At 69.6% G+C, this 17,942-nt stretch carries 17 protein-coding genes and 2 pseudogenes; 17 read left to right on the top strand and 2 right to left on the bottom strand.

The genetic code is table 11. From position 1 onward, the window contains the following. Positions 1 to 8: 8 nt before the first annotated feature. Both fabG and fabD read right to left on the bottom strand, forming a co-directional pair. The gene (gene fabG / locus SALMUC_RS13450; protein ID WP_020040213.1) at positions 9 to 746 is read right to left on the bottom strand and encodes a 3-oxoacyl-ACP reductase FabG; all 738 of its coding nucleotides are present in this window, start codon (positions 744 to 746) and stop codon (positions 9 to 11) included. Between the two features lie 100 nt (positions 747 to 846). Further along, on the bottom strand, positions 847 to 1,788 hold the full coding sequence (gene fabD, locus SALMUC_RS13445; RefSeq protein ID WP_020040214.1) for an ACP S-malonyltransferase: 942 nt from the start codon (positions 1,786 to 1,788) through the stop codon (positions 847 to 849). Positions 1,789 to 1,955: 167 nt separating this feature from the next. On the opposite strand from fabD, the gene SALMUC_RS13440 reads away from it, so the two are divergent. The 17 genes and pseudogenes from SALMUC_RS13440 (at position 1,956) to SALMUC_RS13360 (ending at position 17,909) form a co-directional block, all read left to right on the top strand. Further along, positions 1,956 to 3,155: a cytochrome b/b6 domain-containing protein gene (locus tag SALMUC_RS13440; protein ID WP_020040215.1), complete on the top strand. Its 1,200-nt coding sequence runs from the start codon at positions 1,956 to 1,958 to the stop codon at positions 3,153 to 3,155. A gap of 102 nt (positions 3,156 to 3,257) precedes the next feature. Beyond that, positions 3,258 to 4,292, top strand: a complete 1,035-nt coding sequence (gene pyrC, locus SALMUC_RS13435) for a dihydroorotase (RefSeq protein ID WP_020040216.1) — start codon at positions 3,258 to 3,260, stop codon at positions 4,290 to 4,292. 166 nt (positions 4,293 to 4,458) lie between these two features. Further along, positions 4,459 to 5,136: an orotate phosphoribosyltransferase gene (locus tag SALMUC_RS13430; RefSeq protein ID WP_020040217.1), complete on the top strand. Its 678-nt coding sequence runs from the start codon at positions 4,459 to 4,461 to the stop codon at positions 5,134 to 5,136. A 226-nt stretch (positions 5,137 to 5,362) separates the two neighbouring features. After that, positions 5,363 to 6,850 (top strand): replicative DNA helicase, encoded by a 1,488-nt coding sequence (locus SALMUC_RS13425; RefSeq protein ID WP_020040218.1) that lies wholly within the window; start codon positions 5,363 to 5,365, stop codon positions 6,848 to 6,850. 98 nt (positions 6,851 to 6,948) lie between these two features. After that, positions 6,949 to 7,986, top strand: coding sequence for an alanine racemase (gene alr, locus SALMUC_RS13420; protein ID WP_020040219.1), 1,038 nt, complete (start codon positions 6,949 to 6,951; stop codon positions 7,984 to 7,986). Further along, positions 7,983 to 8,766 (top strand): annotated as a pseudogene (locus tag SALMUC_RS13415) (MlaE family ABC transporter permease). The gene alr and the pseudogene SALMUC_RS13415 overlap by 4 nt, the downstream one beginning before the upstream one ends. Further along, a complete protein-coding gene (locus SALMUC_RS13410) occupies positions 8,763 to 9,509 on the top strand; it encodes an ABC transporter ATP-binding protein (protein WP_020040221.1) in 747 nt (248 codons plus the stop codon). Before SALMUC_RS13415 ends, SALMUC_RS13410 begins: the two are co-directional and overlap by 4 nt. After that, complete coding sequence (locus SALMUC_RS13405) at positions 9,506 to 9,895, top strand: hypothetical protein (protein ID WP_020040222.1); 390 nt, start codon at positions 9,506 to 9,508, stop codon at positions 9,893 to 9,895. The genes SALMUC_RS13410 and SALMUC_RS13405 overlap by 4 nt, the downstream gene beginning before the upstream one ends. 388 nt (positions 9,896 to 10,283) lie before the next feature. Next, on the top strand, positions 10,284 to 11,009 hold the full coding sequence (locus SALMUC_RS13400; protein WP_020040223.1) for a hypothetical protein: 726 nt from the start codon (positions 10,284 to 10,286) through the stop codon (positions 11,007 to 11,009). Between the two features lie 43 nt (positions 11,010 to 11,052). Further along, positions 11,053 to 12,420 (top strand): DNA repair protein RadA, encoded by a 1,368-nt coding sequence (gene radA / locus SALMUC_RS13395; RefSeq protein WP_020040224.1) that lies wholly within the window; start codon positions 11,053 to 11,055, stop codon positions 12,418 to 12,420. 51 nt (positions 12,421 to 12,471) lie between these two features. Then, positions 12,472 to 13,044, top strand: a complete 573-nt coding sequence (locus tag SALMUC_RS13390) for a CvpA family protein (RefSeq protein WP_020040225.1) — start codon at positions 12,472 to 12,474, stop codon at positions 13,042 to 13,044. Between the two features lie 161 nt (positions 13,045 to 13,205). Beyond that, positions 13,206 to 14,675, top strand: a complete 1,470-nt coding sequence (purF, locus tag SALMUC_RS13385; RefSeq protein WP_037371977.1) for an amidophosphoribosyltransferase — start codon at positions 13,206 to 13,208, stop codon at positions 14,673 to 14,675. Then, positions 14,672 to 15,226: a DUF2199 domain-containing protein gene (locus tag SALMUC_RS13380; RefSeq protein ID WP_020040227.1), complete on the top strand. Its 555-nt coding sequence runs from the start codon at positions 14,672 to 14,674 to the stop codon at positions 15,224 to 15,226. The genes purF and SALMUC_RS13380 overlap by 4 nt, the downstream gene beginning before the upstream one ends. 161 nt (positions 15,227 to 15,387) lie before the next feature. Further along, positions 15,388 to 15,705 (top strand): type IV pilus biogenesis protein PilP, encoded by a 318-nt coding sequence (pilP, locus tag SALMUC_RS29855; RefSeq protein WP_021120370.1) that lies wholly within the window; start codon positions 15,388 to 15,390, stop codon positions 15,703 to 15,705. Positions 15,706 to 15,763: 58 nt separating this feature from the next. After that, positions 15,764 to 16,413 (top strand): annotated as a pseudogene (locus SALMUC_RS13370) (SDR family NAD(P)-dependent oxidoreductase). 69 nt (positions 16,414 to 16,482) lie between these two features. Continuing rightward, the gene (gene surE, locus SALMUC_RS13365; protein WP_020040230.1) at positions 16,483 to 17,268 is read left to right on the top strand and encodes a 5'/3'-nucleotidase SurE; all 786 of its coding nucleotides are present in this window, start codon (positions 16,483 to 16,485) and stop codon (positions 17,266 to 17,268) included. Next, positions 17,265 to 17,909, top strand: a complete 645-nt coding sequence (locus SALMUC_RS13360) for a protein-L-isoaspartate(D-aspartate) O-methyltransferase (RefSeq protein WP_020040231.1) — start codon at positions 17,265 to 17,267, stop codon at positions 17,907 to 17,909. The genes surE and SALMUC_RS13360 overlap by 4 nt, the downstream gene beginning before the upstream one ends. Positions 17,910 to 17,942: the final 33 nt, after the last annotated feature.

Below are 17,942 nucleotides of genomic sequence, written 5' to 3'. Positions count from 1 at the left end.
AATCCCTGTCACAGCATGGCCATTCCGCCATTCACGTGCAGCGTCGCGCCCGTGGTATAGGCCGCCTCGGGGCTTGCGAGATAGAGCACGGCGGCGGCGATTTCCTCGGGCGCGCCCATGCGTCCGGCGGGCACCTGCTGCAGCAGACCGGCGCGCTGGTCGTCGGTCAGCTTCGCGGTCATCGCCGTCTCGATGAAGCCCGGCGCCACCGCGTTCACGGTGATCCCCCGTGTCGCAACCTCGTGGGCCAGCGACTTGGACATGCCCACCATGCCGGCCTTTGCGGCGGCGTAGTTGGCCTGGCCCGGGTTGCCGATCGAGCCCACCACCGAGGAGATGTTCACGATCCGGCCCCAGCGCGCCTTCATCATGCCGCGCATCACGCCCTTGCAGAGCCGGAAGGTCGCCGAGAGGTTCACGTCCAGCACGCTCTGCCACTCGTCGTCGGACATCCGCATGAAGAGGTTGTCGCGGGTGATGCCGGCGTTGTTCACCAGGATATCGACCGCGCCCATGGCCTCGGCCGCCTGCTTCGGCAGCGCGGTCACCGCCTCGGCGTCCGACAGGTCGCAGGGCAGCACATGCGCCCGCTCGCCCAGCTCCGCGGCCAGCTCACGAAGCGGAGCCTCGCGTGTCCCCGAGAGCCCCACGGTCGCCCCGGCATCGTACAGGGCCCGAGCGATGGCGCCGCCAAGACCGCCCGACGCGCCGGTAATCAGCGCGCATTTTCCAGTCAGGTCGAACATGCTGTCGCCCTCCTCCAATCAAGTTTCGACAATACGGCGCCGCCTATCCCATTCACGGCGCCACGCGACAAGCCCCCAGGCCTCCCGCCGCAGGGATGGTTCAGGCCGGCGCGGCCTCGGCGGCGGCGACCACGTCATCGGGCGTGCCGACGGCACGCGTCGCGGCCGGACGGTGGATGCGCCGCACCATGCCCGAAAGCGCCTTGCCCGCGCCGATTTCCCAGAACTCGGTGACACCGGACTCCACCATGGTGGCGACGGATTCGCGCCAGCGCACGGCCCCGGTCACCTGCTCGACCAGCAGGCGGCGGATCTCCGCCGGCTCCTGCACCGACGCTGCGGTGACGTTGGCCACCAGCGGCACGCGGGGCGCGGCGATCTCGACCGCCTCGAGCGCCTCGGCCATGACCTCGGCCGCCGGCGCCATCAGCGCGCAGTGGAAAGGCGCGCTCACCGGCAGCAGCATGGCCCGCTTGGCGCCCTTCGCCTTGGCGATCTCCACCGCCCGCTCGACCGCGGCACGGTGCCCCGAGATCACCACCTGGCCCGGGTCGTTGTCGTTGGCCGCCGCGCAGACCTCGCCTTCGGCGGCCTCCTCGGCCACCGCGCGCGCGCCTTCGAGGTCGAGCCCCAGCAGCGCCGCCATGGCGCCCTCGCCCACCGGCACCGCCTGCTGCATCGCGCGCCCGCGCGTGCGCAGCAGCCGCGCCGCATCGGCCACGCCAAGCGCGCCGGCGGCGGTCAGCGCAGAGTATTCCCCCAGCGAATGCCCGGCCACGAAGGCCGCATCGGCCACCGAGACCCCCTCGGCCTCGAGCGCGCGCATCGCCGCGAGCGAGGTCGCCATCAGCGCCGGCTGCGCGTTCTCGGTCAGTGTCAGCGTCTCGGCCTCGCCCTCCCAGATCAGCCGGGACAGCGGCTCGCCAAGGGCCTCGTCCACCTCGTCGAAGACGGCCCGCGCCGCCGGATAGGCCTCGGCCAGCGCCTGGCCCATGCCGATCGCCTGCGCGCCCTGGCCGGGGAAGATGAATGCTCGCGACATGCGGGGCCTCCTTGCCTGCTTTCGTTCTGACCGCGCTCTTTAGCGATACCGTCCCGCCCGCGCAACGTCTGCGGCGCGCGCACCATGTCTGTGCGCAGGCTCAGATTGCGCTGCGGCGCAGCAACGTTAGCTCTGTCGTCAACGCAGTTTCGGGACGGGAGCCGACCATGTCGCTTGCCAACACTTCCACCAGCTACGGCAGGATCAGCCGCAGCTTTCACTGGCTGATCGCCCTCGGCATCGCCGTCATGATCCCGCTGGGCTGGATCGCGCACTGGTGGTCCTTCGACACCGAGTCCCAGCTCGCGGTCAAGGCGCTGCTCTTCTCGGTTCACAAGACCGTGGGCATCGCGATCTTCGTCATCGCTCTCGCCCGCATCCTCTGGGCCCTGACGCAGCCGCGCCCCGCGCCCCTGCACCCCGAGCGCCGGGCCGAGACCGCGCTGGCCGAGGCGGTGCACTGGACCCTCTACGCCTCGCTGGTGCTGGTGCCGCTGACCGGCTGGATCGAACATGCCGCGACCGAGGGCTTCGCCCCGATCCTCTGGCCGCTCGGCCAGGACCTGCCCCTGGTGCCGAACTCGCCGGCGCTGGCCGAGACCTTCGCGGGGCTGCATTTCCTGTTCCAGTGGGTGCTGACCGGCGCGCTGGTCCTGCACATCGCGGGCGCGGTGAAACACGCCGCGGTGGACCGGGACGACACGCTCGCGCGCATGGCCCGCGGCCGCTCCGCCGGTCGCGCCACGGCGCATGGCGCAGGAATCGCACCGGCCGTGCTTTCGCTCGCTGTCTGGGCCGCGGTCATCGCCGGCGGCGCCGCGGCAGGCTACTTCACCGAGGACGAGCGCGAGGCCCCCGCGCTGGCCCAGGTCGACTCGGCCTGGCAGGTCGAGGAAGGCGCACTCGGGCTGCGCGTCAGCCAGATGGGCTCGGCGGTCGAGGGACGGTTCACCGACTGGACCGCCGACATCGACTTCACCCGCCGTGACGCGCCCGGCAAGGCGGGAGAGGTCACGGTGCAGGTCTCCGTGCCCTCGCTCGAGCTGGGCTCCGTCACCTCGCAGGCCCTGGGGCCGGACTTCTTTGCCGCCGAGACGCATCCGACCGCGACCTTCTCGGCGGACATCATGCAGGTCGCCGACGGCTACGAGGCGCAGGGCACGCTCGCGCTCAAGGGCGCCGAGGTGCCCCTCACCCTGCCCTTCACGCTCATGCTCGAGGACGACCGGGCCGAGATGTCGGGCCGCGCCACGCTCGACCGCCGCGACTTCGGCATCGGCGAGAACATGACCGACCCCGAGCAGCTGGGCTTCGAGGTGGCGGTCATCGTCGAGCTGACCGCGCGGCGCGCCGACCCCGCGCAGTGATTTCATCTTTCCCCAAATACGCGACCGAGACCGCGCCGGGCACTGACAGGCCCCCCGCCTTCCCTCTGGCGCGGTCGCGGGGGGCGTGCTAACGCCCCTCGCATGACGCAGATCACCCTCCGCCGCCCCGACGACTGGCACCTGCACCTGCGCGATGGCGCCATGCTGCAGGCCGTGACCCCCGAAAGCGCGCGCCATTTCGGCCGTGCCATCGTGATGCCCAACCTCGTGCCGCCGGTGGTGACCGGCGCCCAGGCCGCCGCCTACCGCGAGCGCATCGAGGCCGCGATTCCCGAGGGCAGCGATTTCACGCCGCTGATGACGCTCTACCTCACCGAGGAGACCGATCCGGCGGACGTGGCGCAGGCGCATGCCGAGGGGCTTGTCACGGCGGTGAAGCTCTACCCGGCGGGGGCGACCACGAACTCGGCCTCCGGCGTGCGCGACTTCGACCGGGTGCGACCGGTGCTCGAGACCATGGCCGAGCGCGGCATTCCGCTATGCGTGCACGGCGAGGTGACGGATCCCGAGGTCGACATCTTCGACCGCGAGGCGGTCTTCATCGACCACGTGCTCGACCCGATCCGCCGCGCCACGCCGGGGCTGCGGGTCGTCATGGAGCACATCACCACCCGCCAGGGCGCCGACTATGCCCGCGCGGGCGGGCCGGACCTCGGCGCGACGATCACGACGCACCACCTCGTGATCAACCGCAACGACATCCTCGTGGGCGGGATCAAGCCGCATTACTACTGCCTGCCGGTGGCCAAGCGCGAGGAGCACCGCCGCGCCCTGGTCGCCGCGGCGACCTCGGGCGAGGCCAGTTTCTTTCTCGGCACCGACAGTGCCCCGCACGTGGATGCGGCCAAGGAATGCGGCTGCGGCTGCGCGGGCTGCTTCACGGCGACCAACACGCTCTCGATCCTGGCCGAGGTCTTCGAGGCGCAGGGCGCGCTCGACCGGCTCGAGGCCTTCGCGTCGCTGAACGGGCCGGCCTTCTACGGGCTGGCGCCGAACGAGGCGACGGTCACGCTGGAGAAGGGCGCGCCGGTCACCTACCCTGAGAAGATCGACTGCGCGGACGGTCCCGTCACCGTCTTCGATCCGCGGATGCCGCTGCACTGGCGCGTCCTCTGAGAGGGGCCAGGGTTTTTCGGCGAAGAATCTTGCGCGCCACCCGGCCGGTTTGCCCGGGGGCCGACCCGGGGTTTGCGTATTTGGAACAAGAAGAAGCGCGCGGGTGCTTCACCGGGCGGGCGCGGCGCGCTAAGGAGCGCGGCACAGAGCCAAAGGAGTGCGCCCCATGATCCCCTCGTCCTATCCCCCGCCCGAAGAGATGGCCCGGCTGACCGCGCGGATGCTCTGGGAGATCGAGGCGGTGCATTTCATGGGCGACACGCCCTTCACGCTGGCCTCGGGCCTGCCCTCGCCGGTCTACATCGACTGCCGCAAGCTGATTTCCTTCCCGCGGATTCGCGCGACGCTCATGGACTTCCTGACCGTCACCGTGATGCGCGAGGCCGGCTTCGAGGCCTTCGACAACATCGCCGGCGGCGAGACCGCGGGCATTCCCTTTGCCGCGCTGGTGGCCGAGCGCATGGGCCTGCCGATGACCTACGTGCGCAAGAAGCCCAAGGGTTACGGCCGCAACGCGCGCATCGAGGGGGCCATGTCCGAGGGCGAGCGGGTACTGCTGGTGGAGGACCTGACCACCGATGGCGGCTCCAAGCTGAGCTTCGTGGACGCGATCCGCGAGACCGGCGCCTCCTGCGCGCATACGGCGGTGATCTTCTACTACGGGATCTTTCCCGAGACCACGAAGACTCTGGGTGACCACGGCGTGGCGCTGCATCACCTCTGCACCTGGTGGGACGTGCTCGCCGAGGCGAAGGCGCGCGACGTGGTGCCCGTGGAGACGCTGGCGCAGGTCGAGGCCTTCCTTCACGACCCGCGCGGCTGGCAGGCGGAAAACCGCGCCTGAGCACACATGGAGCGGTGGATAACTCCACCGCTCGAATCGCGTGGGCCGGCAAGATGTTGCGCGGCATCAGGCATGTGGTACCATATCGGGAGGGCAGTGTGGCCACCGGGGGCCATCCCCGGGGTTATCCCGGCGGTTATCCACGAAGTTGTTCCATCTTGGTAAAACGCCCCCGGACGGCATAGAACCCGCGAACACCGGGGCAACGGGGCAGAGAGGCGCAGGCATGAACGACATCAGCGTATTCAACGCGACAGGCGTGGAGGTCGAGCAGGCGGAGACCATGCCGCATTCGATCGAGGCCGAGCAGCAGCTTCTGGGCGCGATCCTCACCAACAACGACGTCTACGACCGCGTGGCCGGCATCCTGAACGCGCAGCATTTCTATGACCCGGTTCATTCTCGGATCTACGAGATCGCGGCAGCGCGGATCGCCAAGAACAACCTCGCCTCTCCGGTCACGCTCAAGGCCTTCATGGAGGACGACGAGGGGCTCAAGGAACTGGGCGGCCCGGCCTACCTCGTGCGGCTGGCGGGCGCCGCGGTCTCCTCCTTCGCGGTGCGCGACTACGCGCAGATGATCTACGATCTCGCGGTGCGCCGCGACCTCATCGGGCTGGGACGCGACATCTCGGCCCGCGCCTCGAAGGTCGACGTGACCTCGGAGCCCAAGGAACAGATCGTCGCGGCCGAACAGGCGCTCTACAAGATCGCCGAGCAGGGCCAGGCCGACGGCGGCTTCCAGTCCTTCCTGCGCGCGGTGACCGACGCGGTCAACGTGGCCAACGCCGCCTACCAGCGCGAGGGCGGCCTCGCGGGCATCTCCACCGGCCTCGTCGACATGGACAAGAAGCTGGGCGGCCTGCACCCCTCGGACCTGCTGATCCTCGCCGGGCGCCCCTCGATGGGCAAGACCTCGCTCGCGACGAACGTCGCCTTCAACATCGCCAAGGCCTACAAGCGCGGGCAGCGCCCCGACGGCACCGAGGGCGCGATCGAGGGCGGCGTCGTGGGCTTCTTCTCGCTCGAGATGTCGGCCGAACAGCTCGCGGCGCGGATCCTGTCGGAGGCGGCCGAGGTGCCCTCGGAGCAGATCCGCCGCGGCGACATGACCGAGGCCGAGTTCCGCCGCTTCGTCGACGCGGCCAAGGCGCTCGAGGCCTGCCCGCTCTACATCGACGATACGCCTGCGATTCCCATCGCCCAGCTTGCCGCGCGGGCGCGACGGCTCAAGCGGACGCACGGGCTCGACGTGCTGATGGTCGACTACCTGCAGCTGGTGCGCGGCACCGCCGACAACCGGGTGAACGAGATCGCCGAGATCTCGATGGGCCTCAAGGCCGTGGCCAAGGAACTCAACATCCCCGTGATCGCGCTCTCGCAGCTTTCGCGCCAGGTCGAAAGCCGCGACGACAAGCGGCCGCAGCTGTCGGACCTGCGGGAATCGGGCTCGATCGAGCAGGACGCCGACGTGGTGATGTTCGTGTTCCGCGAGGAATACTACGTCGAGCGGGAAAAGCCCTCGGACGACCGGCTCGACGAGATGGCCGCCTGGCAAGAGCGCATGGAGCGGCTGCACGGCAAGGCCGAGGTCATCATCGGCAAGCAGCGTCACGGTCCCATCGGCACCGTGGAGCTGAGCTTCGAGGGCCGCTTCACCCGGTTCGGCAACCTCGTGAAGCCCTGGCAGCAGGGCGAGGACGCGGGCTTCTGAGGCGCAAGCGGGCACGCCCCCGCACCATGCCCTGCGTTCCGCCGCGGCCAAGACGCTTTTCGCCTTGACCCGGCGGGCCAGCGTGGCATTCAACCCGCATGGCCCAGGCACAGCTCACCATCGATCTCGACGCGCTGCGCGCCAACTGGCGCGCGCTCGACGCGAAAACCCGTTGCGAAACCGCCGCCGTGGTCAAGGCCGACGGCTACGGTCTGGGTGCCCACCGCGTCGCCCCGGCGCTGGCCGAGGCGGGCGCGCGCAGGTTCTTCGTCGCCCTCGCCGAAGAGGGCGTCACCCTGCGCCGCATCCTCGGGCCCGGCCCCGAGATCAGCGTCTTCTCGGGCCACATGGCCGGCGATGCCGCTGCGATCTCCGAGGCGCAGCTGGTGCCGATGATCAACGACATCGACCAGATGCTGCGCCACGTCGAGGCGCTGCCCGGCCATCCCTTCGGCATCCAGCTCGACAGCGGCATGAACCGGCTCGGCATGGAGCCCGCCGAGTGGGCCGCGCTGCGCGACGTGGCACTCTCGCAGAACCCGCGCCTCGTGATGAGCCACCTCGCCTGCGCCGACGAGCCCGGGCACCCGATGAACGCCCAGCAGCGCGACACCTTCCGGGAGATGACCGATGGCATCGACGCGCCGCGCTCGCTCTCGGCCACCGGCGGCGTGCTGATGGACGAAAGCTTTCACTTCGACGTCACGCGCCCGGGCATCGGCCTCTACGGCGGCCGCCCCTTCACCGAGGCGCGGCACGTCGCCACGCTCGAGATCCCCGTGATCCAGTCGCGCGAGGTCCTGCCGGGCGAAACCGTGGGCTACGGCAACACCTGGACCGCCGAGCGGCCGACCCGCGTCGCCACGATCTCGGGCGGCTATGCCGACGGCATCCTGCGCGCACAGGGGCCGGCGGGCTACCTCATGGCGGGCGAGACGCGCTGCAAGATCCTCGGCCGCGTCTCCATGGACCTCATCGGCGTCGACGTGAGCCACCTCGAGACCGTGCCGGACGCGCTCTCGCTGCTGAACGCGCACCAGGGCGTCGACACGGTGGCCGATGCCGCCGGCACCATCGGCTACGAGGTGCTCACCTCGCTCGGCTCCCGCTACGCGCGGCGCTACACCGGCCAATGACCGCCCTCGCGCTTCTGGCCGCGCTCGGCCGGCTGGTCCCTGGCCGCGCTGGCGGTGGTGGGGCGCGTCGCGCTCTTCGCCGCCTCGGCGCTGAGCCACGTGGTCCGCCCGCCCTTCTACCTGCGCGAATTCGGCCAGGCCCTGCTGCACATCGGCTGGCTCTCGCTGCCCGTGGTGGGGCTCACGGCGGTCTTCACCGGCGGCGCGCTGGCGCTGCAGATCTACTCGGGCGGCGCGCGCTTCAACGCCGAGGCGGTGGTGCCGCAGATCGTCGCCATCGGCATGGTGCGCGAGCTGGGGCCCGTGCTGGTGGGCCTGATGATCGCGGCGCGCGTCACCTCCTCGATCGCGGCCGAAATCGCCACCATGAAGGTAACCGAGCAGATCGACGCGCTGGTCACGCTTTCGACCCACCCGATGAAATACCTCGTGGCGCCGCGCGTGCTGGCGGGACTGCTGGTCGTGCCGCTGCTGGTCGCGGTGGGCGACGTGATCGGCATCTTCGGCGGCTACGCGGTGGCGACCGGCAGCCTCGGCTTCAACCCGGCAGCCTACCTCAAGAACACCGTCGACTTCCTCGAGACGCTCGACATCGTCTCCTCGCTCGCCAAGGGCTGCGCCTTCGGCGGCATCGCGGCGCTCATGGGCTGCTATTTCGGCATGCACTCGGGCCGCGGGGCGCAGGGCGTGGGCCGCGCGACCAAGGGCTCGGTCGAGGCGGCGGCAGTGCTGATCCTCGCGGCGAACTTTCTGCTCACGGGGGCGTTCTTCTCGCTATGATCACCCTGTCCGGCGTCCACAAGAGCTTCGACGGCAACGCGGTCCTGCGCGGCGTGGACCTGCGCGTCGAGAGCGGCACCTCGATGGTCATCATCGGCGGCTCGGGCACGGGCAAGTCGGTGATGCTCAAATGCATCCTGGGGCTGGTCGAACCCGACGCCGGCACCATCGAGCTCGACGGACGCGACGTGCACCAGGGCGACCGCGACGCCTTTCTCGCGCGTTTCGGGATGCTCTTCCAGGGCGGCGCGCTCTTCGATTCGCTCCCGGTCTGGCAGAACGTCGCCTTCCGCCTGCTGCGCGGCCCGCTCAAGCGCCCGCGCGACGAGGCGCGCGCCATCGCCGTCGAGAAACTGCGCCGGGTGGGCCTGAAGCCCGAGGTCGCCGACAAGCTTCCCGCCGAGCTCTCGGGCGGCATGCAGAAACGCGTGGGCCTCGCCCGCGCCATCGCCGCCGAGCCCGAAATCATCTTCTTCGACGAGCCCACCACCGGCCTCGACCCGATCATGGCCGGCGTCATCAACGACCTGATCCGCGAAATCGTGACCGAGATGGGCGCCACCGCCATGACCATCACCCACGACATGAGCTCGGTCCGCGCCATCGCCGACGATGTCGCCATGCTGCACGACGGGATGATCAAGTGGTCCGGCCCCGTCGCAAAGATGGACGCCGCCCCGGACCCCTTCCTGCAGCAGTTCATCCACGGCCGCGCCGAGGGCCCGATCGAGGCCGTCCGATGACCGCGTTCGATCCGCATCCCGTCCTGCTGGCCTTCGTCTTCGTGAAGACCTTCGTCTACCTCGAACTCGTCGCCGTGCTCGCGCTGCTGCGGCTCGCCTTCAGCGCGCGCTGGTCGCGGCTCGCGGCCTTCCTTGCCATGGGCCTTGCGCTCGCGGGCATCGCGATCACGCTGGCCCCCGTCATGAACCTCGCCTCCCATCCCGCCTATGCCCCGGCGGCGCGCTTCATGGCCGGGGGACAGGGAATGTGGGGCCTCCTTCTTCCGTCCGTCCCGCTGGCGGCCAGCGCCATGCTGCCCCGTCCCCGGGCCCGCTGGATCGACCTGGTCCACGCGCTGGCGCTCTGGGGCCTCGTGGGTCTCTGGATCGCGACCAGGCTCGTCTGAGCCGCCCGGTCCTTCTTCTTGTTCCAAATACGCCAATCCGCTCTCGGCATGGCTTGACGACGGCGGAAGCGCCTCCCGTGCATTGACGCGTGCCACGCCGACACTTCCTTTCAAAATCAAAAATTGTTGCTACCGGCGAAACAAAATCGCCTTTTGGAAAAAAATCTAGGTCATTTTGAAACCTTCAGGTTACTCTGGGCGATATATTTATTAACAAGACGATTTTCGCGAGGGACTTGCGATGACAATGCCGGCACGTGCCGCAGGCTATTTCCTGCGTGACCTGATGCAGCGACTTTCGCTCATCGCAATCATCGCTCTCGCAGCAGCCCTTGTCTTGTATTCTATAGCCTGCGCAACAGGTTACGCCTCCTGGCTCACCCTCGACATGAGATTCGGCGACCAGATTGTCCCCGACGCCGGCATCTACGTTCAGCTCGGCATCACCGCGCTCGCTGTCGGACTGCTCTTCTTCCTGCCCGCGAACGGCCGGATCATGGCGCTCGAGACCTCGCACCGGCGCTTCCACATGAACATGAAGGACGTGGCCCGCGCCTATGCCGCGTCGCACCGTGCAGACCGCGAAGGCGTCTTCAAGCTGCCCTCCGAGTTCGATTCGGTGCGCGAGCGCATCGCCTTCCTGCGCGACCACCCCGATCTCGCCGACCTCGAGCCCTCGGTTCTCGAGGTGGCGGCGCAGATGAGCCACATCTCGCGCGAGCTGGCGCAGACCTACTCCGACGGCAACGTGCAGCGGGCGCGCGACTTCCTGACAGCGCGGCAGCAGGAGATCGAGGATTTCAATATCCGCATCGAAGAGGCCAAGGCTGTCGTCAACGACATGCGCACCTGGCACACGCGGGTGGAACTCGAGGAATCCGTGGCCGAGGCGCAGCTGGCCCGCCTGCTCGAGGAACTCGACGAAATCCTGCCCGAGATCCTCTCCGAGGCGCCGGCGCAGGAGGACGAGACCGCCGATGCACCGGTGGCCGAGCCCCTGCCCGAGCACGACGCGCCCGCCGAACGGCCGGCCGCACCGGCGATCGCCGCCGCACGCCAGGCGCCAGACCCGCGCGTGGTCACGCTGACGGCCGCGCAGCGCGCCGCGGAATAACCGCGCGCTTGCCCCCGGACCGAAGCTGCGCCTAGAAGGCGGCATGGCGAAATCCTCCAAGACCTTCGTGTGTCAGTCCTGCGGGGCCACCTTTTCCAAGTGGTCGGGCCGCTGCGAATCCTGCGGCGAGTGGAACACCATCCAGGAAGAAACTCCGCTGTCGCAGGGACCCGCGGGCAAGACGCTGGGCAGCTCGCGCGGCAAGGCCGTGGCGCTGCACGACCTCTCGACCGCCGAGGCGCCGCCCCCGCGCAGTGCCAGCGGCATCGCCGAGCTCGACCGCGTGCTGGGCGGCGGGCTGGTGCCCGGCTCCGCCGTGCTGGTCGGCGGCGATCCCGGCATCGGCAAGTCCACGCTGCTCCTGCAGGCCGCCGCGGCCTTTTCCAAGGCCGGGCTGGGCGTCGTCTATGCCAGCGGCGAGGAAGCCAGCGCGCAGGTTCGCATGCGCGCCCAGCGGCTGGGACTGGCCGACGCGCCGGTCAAGCTCGCAGCCGAAACCAACCTGCGCGACATCCTCACCACCCTCGAGGCCGAGCGCCCGGGCCTCATCATCATCGACTCGATCCAGACCATGTGGGCCGACAACGTCGACAGCGCGCCCGGCTCGGTGAGCCAGGTGCGCGCCGCCGCGCACGAGCTCACGAACTTCGCCAAGCGCCGGAACACCGCCGTCATCATGGTGGGCCACGTCACCAAGGAGGGCCAGATCGCCGGCCCCCGCGTGGTCGAGCACATGGTCGACACGGTGCTCTACTTCGAGGGCGAGCGCGGTCACCAGTTCCGCATCCTGCGCAGCGTCAAGAACCGCTTCGGCCCCGCCGACGAGATCGGCGTCTTCGAGATGACCGGCGGGGGCCTCTCCGAGGTGGCCAACCCCTCGGCGCTTTTCCTGTCGGAGCGCGGTCAAACGGCGCCCGGCTCCACCGTCTTTGCCGGAATCGAGGGCACGCGGCCGGTCCTGGTGGAATTCCAGGCGCTCGTTTCGCCCACCCCGCACTCGCAGCCGCGCCGCTCGGTCGTCGGCTGGGACGGCGGGCGGCTGGCGATGATCCTCGCGGTGCTGGAATCGCGCTGCGGCATCCCCTTCGCGGGGCTCGACGTCTATCTCAACGTCGCCGGCGGCATCCGCATCGCGGAACCCGCGGCCGACCTCGCCGTCGCCGCGGCGCTTCTTTCAGCGCGCGAGGATACGGCATTGCCCGCGGAAACCGTTGTTTTCGGAGAAATCTCGCTGTCCGGCGCGCTGCGTCCGGTGGCGCAGACGGAAAACCGGTTGAAAGAGGCGCAAAAACTTGGTTTCTCCACGGCGATCCTCCCGGAGGGCGGCAAGGCCGCCGGTTCGGGCGGCATGACGCTGACGCAAAAGCCCGATCTGGCAGCAGTCGTCGGAGATATTTTCGGCGCCGGATAGGCGCGGCGGACATTCGGCGCCGGCACGGCGCAGCGGACAAGGAACGGTTCCATGGACGGATTCACAGTCGTCGACGCGGTGGTCGCGGTCGTCATCGTGCTTTCGGCACTGCTGGCATACTCCCGCGGCCTCGTACGCGAGGCACTGGCCATCCTGGGCTGGATCGCGGCCGCGATCCTCGCGGTGATCTTCGCGCCCCAGCTTCAGCCGCTGGTCAAGGAAGTTCCGGTCATCGGTGAATTCCTGTCCGACAGCTGCGAACTCTCGATCATCGCCGCCTTCGCCGCCGTCTTCGCGCTCGGGCTGGTGCTCTTCTCGCTCTTCACGCCGGTCTTCGCCGGTCTCGTGCAGCGCTCCGCGCTCGGCGGGCTGGATCAGGGGCTCGGGTTCCTCTTCGGCGTGGTGCGCGGCATCGTTCTCGTGGCCGTGGCCTTCTTCGTCTACGAAACGGTCATGACCGCGCAGGACACGCCGATGATCGACAACTCGCGCTCGGCGGCGATCTTCTCGCAGTTCACTGACCGGATCGAGGGTCAGAACCCCGAGCAGGCGCTCGGCTGGATCACCAGCCAGTACGAAAGCCTCGTGAGCGTCTGCGAAGCCCCCGGCCCGAACGACGCCTGATTGCTTTCGACCCGCCTTTGTGCAGGCGCGCGGCACCACCGCGACCTGTTACAAGTTCGCGCGGTCGTTATGTGATCCTTCCGTGACAGTGGTCCCTCGGGAGAGTATGGAGGGGCCATTCCCGCATACAGGATTCGGAGCCGCCCTTGTCCGAGCGCCAGATGCCGCCCACCCATCCCTTCGACTTCGACGCCGCCGAGGGAGATACCCTGCACGAAGAGTGCGGCGTCTTCGGGGTCGTCGGCGTGACCGACGCCGCCAACTTCGTGGCCCTCGGGCTGCACGCGCTGCAGCACCGCGGCCAGGAGGCCGGCGGCATCGTGTCCTACGCCCCGGACGAGGGGTTCAACTCGGCCCGCCGCTTCGGCTACGTCCGCGACAACTTTACCCGCGCCTCGCTGATGGAAACACTGCCGGGCTCGCTGGCCATCGGCCACGTCCGCTATTCCACCGCCGGGTCCAAGGGCGCCGCGATCCGCGACGTGCAGCCCTTCTTCGGCGAGTTCTCGATGGGCGGCGCTGCCATCGCCCACAACGGCAACATCACCAATGCCGAGGCGCTGCGCCGCGAGCTGATCGACCGTGGGTCGATCTTCCAGAGCTCCAGCGACAGCGAGTGCATCATCCACCTCATGGCCCGCTCGCTGCAGCGCGACATCCCCGCCCGGATGGAAGACGCGCTGCGCCGCGTCGAGGGGGCCTTCTCGGTCGTCGCCATGACGCGGACCAAGCTGATCGGCGTGCGCGACCCGCTGGGCGTGCGGCCGCTGGTGCTGGGCAAGGTCGGCGACGGCTGGGTGCTGTCCTCCGAGACCTGCGCGCTCGACATCATCGGTGCCGAATACGTCCGCGAGATCGAGCCAGGCGAGATGGTGGTCATCACCGAGAAGGGTGTCGAGAGCATCCGCCCCTTCCGCCCGCAGCGTTCGCGCTTCTGCATCTTCGAGCACGTCTATTTCTCGCGCCCCGATTCGATCATCGGCGGCCGCTCGGTCTACGAGACGCGGCGCCAGATCGGCGTCGAGCTGGCGCGCGAAGCGCCCGTCGATGCCGATCTCGTCTGCCCTGTGCCCGACAGCGGCACGCCGGCCGCCATCGGCTTCGCGCACGAGTCGGGCATTCCCTACGGCATGGGGATCATCCGCAACCAGTACATGGGCCGGACCTTCATCGAGCCGACCGAGCAGATCCGGAACATGGGCGTGCGGCTCAAGCTCAACGTCAACCGCGCGCTCATCCGAGGCAAGCGGGTGATCCTGGTCGACGACTCGGTCGTGCGCGGCACGACCTCGCGCAAGATCAAGGAAATGATCCTCGACGCCGGCGCGGCCGAGGTGCACTTCCGCATCGCCTCGCCGCCCACGTCCTGGCCCTGCTTCTACGGCGTCGACACGCCGCAACGGGAAAAGCTGCTGGCCGCCACGATGTCCGAGGACGAAATGCGCGACCACCTGGGCGTCGACTCGCTGAAGTTCGTCTCGCTCGACGGGCTTTACCGCGCCGTTGGCGAGGCGTCGGGCCGCAAGGCCGACTGCCCGCAGTATTGCGACGCCTGCTTCTCGGGGGAATACCCGGTGGAACCCTCGGACATGATCGAGAAGGGCTTCCAGCTCAAGACGGCGGCCGAGTGAGCCTTCTCGACCTCGACGCACGCTGGCGCCGCTTCAACGATCCAGACCGCGCCTGCCCCTGCTGCGGGCGGCGCTTCTCGGGGATCTTCGACCTTGGCTTCGAAGCGCCCGACGCATGGCCCCACGGCCCGCGCGAGGATGACGAGCTGCGCGTGGGCGAGGACCGCCTGACGCCCGAGCTCTGCCGCCTGGACGCCCAGTATTTCCTGCGCGGCGTGCTGCACGTCCCGGTGCGCGGCGCGGACGACGCGCTGGCCTTCGGCCCCTGGGCCGAGGTGCCGCGCGAGCTGCTGCACGCCTATCTCGACAGCTTCGAAGGCGCCGGTTTCGCCGGCGGCGAGGGCCTGCTTGCCAACGCCCTGCCCGGCTTCGAGGAGAGCGAGGGCACGCCGGTCACGCTGGCCGCCACCGACTCGCAGGAGCGTCCGGCGCTCGCCGCGCAGGACGGCCCGCTGGCCGAGGCGCAGGCCGGAGGCATCAGCTTCGACGCGCTGCTCGACCTCTACGCGGCGGCAGGGCACGACATTCGGCCGCACCTCGCACAGGACTAGGCAGGCGCCTTGCGCGGCTCGGCGCCGATGTGCGCACCGGGCCGGCGGCAGCCTGCCGATGTCACGAAGCCGCCCCTTTTCCGGATGGCGACGGGGGGGTATGTCATCGCTTCGTGCCGCGCCCGAGGGCCGGCCGTTCCAAGGCAACAGAGTTTTCAGACATGCTCGACACTTCCCTGCGTCCCCGGCCCCGGCCGGAGGATCTCGACACGACGTATCGCACGCCCTTCGTCTCATCGAAGGGAGAAGCACAATCCAAGGCAACGACGCGTGCCCGGATGAATCCGCGCGACCTGATCGTGCTGGGCGTCTTCGGTGCATCCGACGACATGCGCGCGCTGTTGCGGCTGCCCAACGGACGGGTCACGCAGGTCGGACGCGGCGACCGCGTGGGCGGCCGACAGGTCGTCGCCATCGGCGAGGATGGCGTGGTGGTCTCGCGCTCCGGACGCACGGAGCGGCTCGAAATTCCGTCCTGATCCCTGCACGACGCGGCGGCCTTGACGCCGCCGCGTTTTGCGCCGAAACCCCTGCCCCATGACCGATCGCATCGCACTCGTCACCGGCGCCTCGCGCGGCCTGGGCTTCGCCCTCGCCGAGGCGCTCGCGCCCCGCTACCACATCGTCGCCGTCGGCCGCACCACGGGCGCGCTCGAGGCACTCGACGACCGGATCAAGGCCAAGGGCGGCTCGGCCACGCTGGCTCCCAATGGACATCGTCCAGCCCGAGGCCATGGCCCAGCTCTGCCGCTCGTATCCACGACCGCTGGGGCGGCGTGGCGCTCTGGGCGCACACGGCGGTGCACGCGGGCCCGCTGACACCGGCGAGCCACATCGATGGCAAGGACTGGGCGCGCTCGGTCGACACCAATCTGCGGGCGCTGGGACACCTCGTGCCCTACATCACGCCGCTGCTGGGGGCCGACGGGCTCGCGCTGTTCTTCGAGGACGACCACGCCGGCGAGAAGTTCTACGGCCACTACGGCACCACCAAGGCCGGGCAGATCGCGCTCGCGCGGTCCTGGGCGGCCGAGACGGTCAAGACCGGCCCCCGGGTCGAGATCCTGTCGCCGCAGCCGATGGACACCACCGTGCGGATGCGCTTCCATCCGGGCGAGGACAAGTCGGTGCTGGCGCGCCCGGCGGACGAGGCCGCGCGTCTTCTGGGCGGTCTCGACCTGCCCTGACGCGGGGCGCCCGCGCCCGCTTGCCCCTGCCCTGCACTTTCCCTATTCAGGGCCAAACAGGGGCAGATCATGCGTATTCTCATCACCAACGACGACGGTATCAACGCGCCGGGCCTTGCGGTCCTGCAAGCCATCGCCGAGGAGATCGCGGGCCCCGACGGCGAGGTCTGGACCGTCGCGCCGGCCTTCGAGCAGTCGGGCGTGGCGCATTGCATCAGCTACACCCATCCCACGATGATCAGCGAGCTCGCGCCGCGCCGCTTTGCCGCCGAGGGCAGCCCGGCGGACTGCGTGCTGGCCGGGGTGCACGACGTGCTCGACGGCACGCCGCCGGACCTCGTGCTTTCGGGGGTCAACCGCGGCAACAACTCGGGCGAGAACGCGCTCTATTCCGGCACGCTCGGCGGCGCCATGGAAGGCGCGTTGCAGGGGCTGCCCGCGATCGCGCTCTCGCAGTACCTCGGACCCGGCACGCGGGATCTGGAAAATCCCTTCGAGGCCGCCGCGACGCACGGCGTCGAGGTGGTCCGGCGCATCCTGTCGCTGACCGACGACGGCACCCCGGACTACCCGCTCTTCTGGAACGTGAACTTCCCGCCGGTGGCGGCCGACAAGGTGCGCGGCACCAGCCTCGCGCCGCAGGGCCGCCGGCATGGCACGCGGTTTTCCGCCGTGGCGCATCTGTCGCCCGCCGGGCGGCGCTTTCTCTGGGTCAAGGGCGGCGACCAGCGCGCCCCCGCGACCGAGGGCAGCGACGTGGCCGGCAACCTCGAGGGCCGGATCACCGTCACGCCCATGCGCGCCGACCTGACCGCGCACGACGCGCTGGCGGCCATGAGGGACGCCTTCGCATGAGCTTCGACGCCGAGGCCAAGATGCAGCTTCTCTTCGCGTTGCGCTCACGCGGCGTGACCGAGACGCAGGTGCTCGAGGCCATGGAGAAAATCGACCGCGGCGCCTTTGTCACCGGGTATTTCGCCGAACGCGCCTACGAGGACATGCCCCTGCCGATCGCCTGCGGGCAGACCATCTCGCAGCCCTCGGTGGTCGGGCTGATGACGCAGGCGCTCAAGGTCAGCGCGCGCGACAAGGTGCTCGAGGTCGGCACCGGCTCGGGGTACCAGGCCGCGGTGCTCAGCCAGCTTGCCCGGCGGGTCTATACCGTCGACCGGCACCGCCGGCTGGTCGCCGCCGCGCGGCGGGTCTTCGAGACACTCGATCTGGCCAATATCACCGCCTTCACAGCCGATGGCAGCCACGGTCTCGCCGACCAGGCGCCGTTCGACCGCATCATCGTCACCGCCGCGGCCGAGGATCCGCCCGGCCCGCTCTTGGCGCAACTGCGCATCGGCGGTATCATGGTGCTGCCCGTGGGCCAGTCCGACGCTGTGCAGCGGCTGATCCGGGTGACCCGCACCGAGGCGGGGTTCGACTATGACGAGTTGCGCCCCGTGCGCTTCGTTCCGCTGGTGGAGGGGTTGGCCCGTGACAGCTGACCGCCCGCGCAATGCCATGACGCCCCGGCCAAC

The organism is Salipiger mucosus DSM 16094 (assembly GCF_000442255.1).
Taxonomy (GTDB): Bacteria; Pseudomonadota; Alphaproteobacteria; order Rhodobacterales; family Rhodobacteraceae; genus Salipiger; species Salipiger mucosus.
Note: the sequence above shows the minus strand (reverse complement) of the source record. Positions and strands in the feature narration are given on the sequence as shown.

Excerpts from the sequence above, each read along its gene's own strand:
- SALMUC_RS13390 (WP_020040225.1), top strand. The coding sequence starts at position 12,472 with ATGGACGGATTCACAGTCGTCGACGCGGTGGTCGCGGTCGTCATCGTG.
- SALMUC_RS13360 (WP_020040231.1), top strand. The coding sequence starts at position 17,265 with ATGAGCTTCGACGCCGAGGCCAAGATGCAGCTTCTCTTCGCGTTGCGC.
- surE (WP_020040230.1), top strand. The coding sequence starts at position 16,483 with ATGCGTATTCTCATCACCAACGACGACGGTATCAACGCGCCGGGCCTT.
- SALMUC_RS13400 (WP_020040223.1), top strand. The coding sequence starts at position 10,284 with ATGAGATTCGGCGACCAGATTGTCCCCGACGCCGGCATCTACGTTCAG.
- fabG (WP_020040213.1), bottom strand. The coding sequence starts at position 746 with ATGTTCGACCTGACTGGAAAATGCGCGCTGATTACCGGCGCGTCGGGC.
- alr (WP_020040219.1), top strand. The coding sequence starts at position 6,949 with ATGGCCCAGGCACAGCTCACCATCGATCTCGACGCGCTGCGCGCCAAC.
- pyrC (WP_020040216.1), top strand. The coding sequence starts at position 3,258 with ATGACGCAGATCACCCTCCGCCGCCCCGACGACTGGCACCTGCACCTG.
- pilP (WP_021120370.1), top strand. The coding sequence starts at position 15,388 with ATGCTCGACACTTCCCTGCGTCCCCGGCCCCGGCCGGAGGATCTCGAC.
- radA (WP_020040224.1), top strand. The coding sequence starts at position 11,053 with ATGGCGAAATCCTCCAAGACCTTCGTGTGTCAGTCCTGCGGGGCCACC.
- SALMUC_RS13405 (WP_020040222.1), top strand. The coding sequence starts at position 9,506 with ATGACCGCGTTCGATCCGCATCCCGTCCTGCTGGCCTTCGTCTTCGTG.
- SALMUC_RS13425 (WP_020040218.1), top strand. The coding sequence starts at position 5,363 with ATGAACGACATCAGCGTATTCAACGCGACAGGCGTGGAGGTCGAGCAG.
- fabD (WP_020040214.1), bottom strand. The coding sequence starts at position 1,788 with ATGTCGCGAGCATTCATCTTCCCCGGCCAGGGCGCGCAGGCGATCGGC.
- purF (WP_037371977.1), top strand. The coding sequence starts at position 13,206 with ATGCCGCCCACCCATCCCTTCGACTTCGACGCCGCCGAGGGAGATACC.
- SALMUC_RS13430 (WP_020040217.1), top strand. The coding sequence starts at position 4,459 with ATGATCCCCTCGTCCTATCCCCCGCCCGAAGAGATGGCCCGGCTGACC.
- SALMUC_RS13440 (WP_020040215.1), top strand. The coding sequence starts at position 1,956 with ATGTCGCTTGCCAACACTTCCACCAGCTACGGCAGGATCAGCCGCAGC.
- SALMUC_RS13410 (WP_020040221.1), top strand. The coding sequence starts at position 8,763 with ATGATCACCCTGTCCGGCGTCCACAAGAGCTTCGACGGCAACGCGGTC.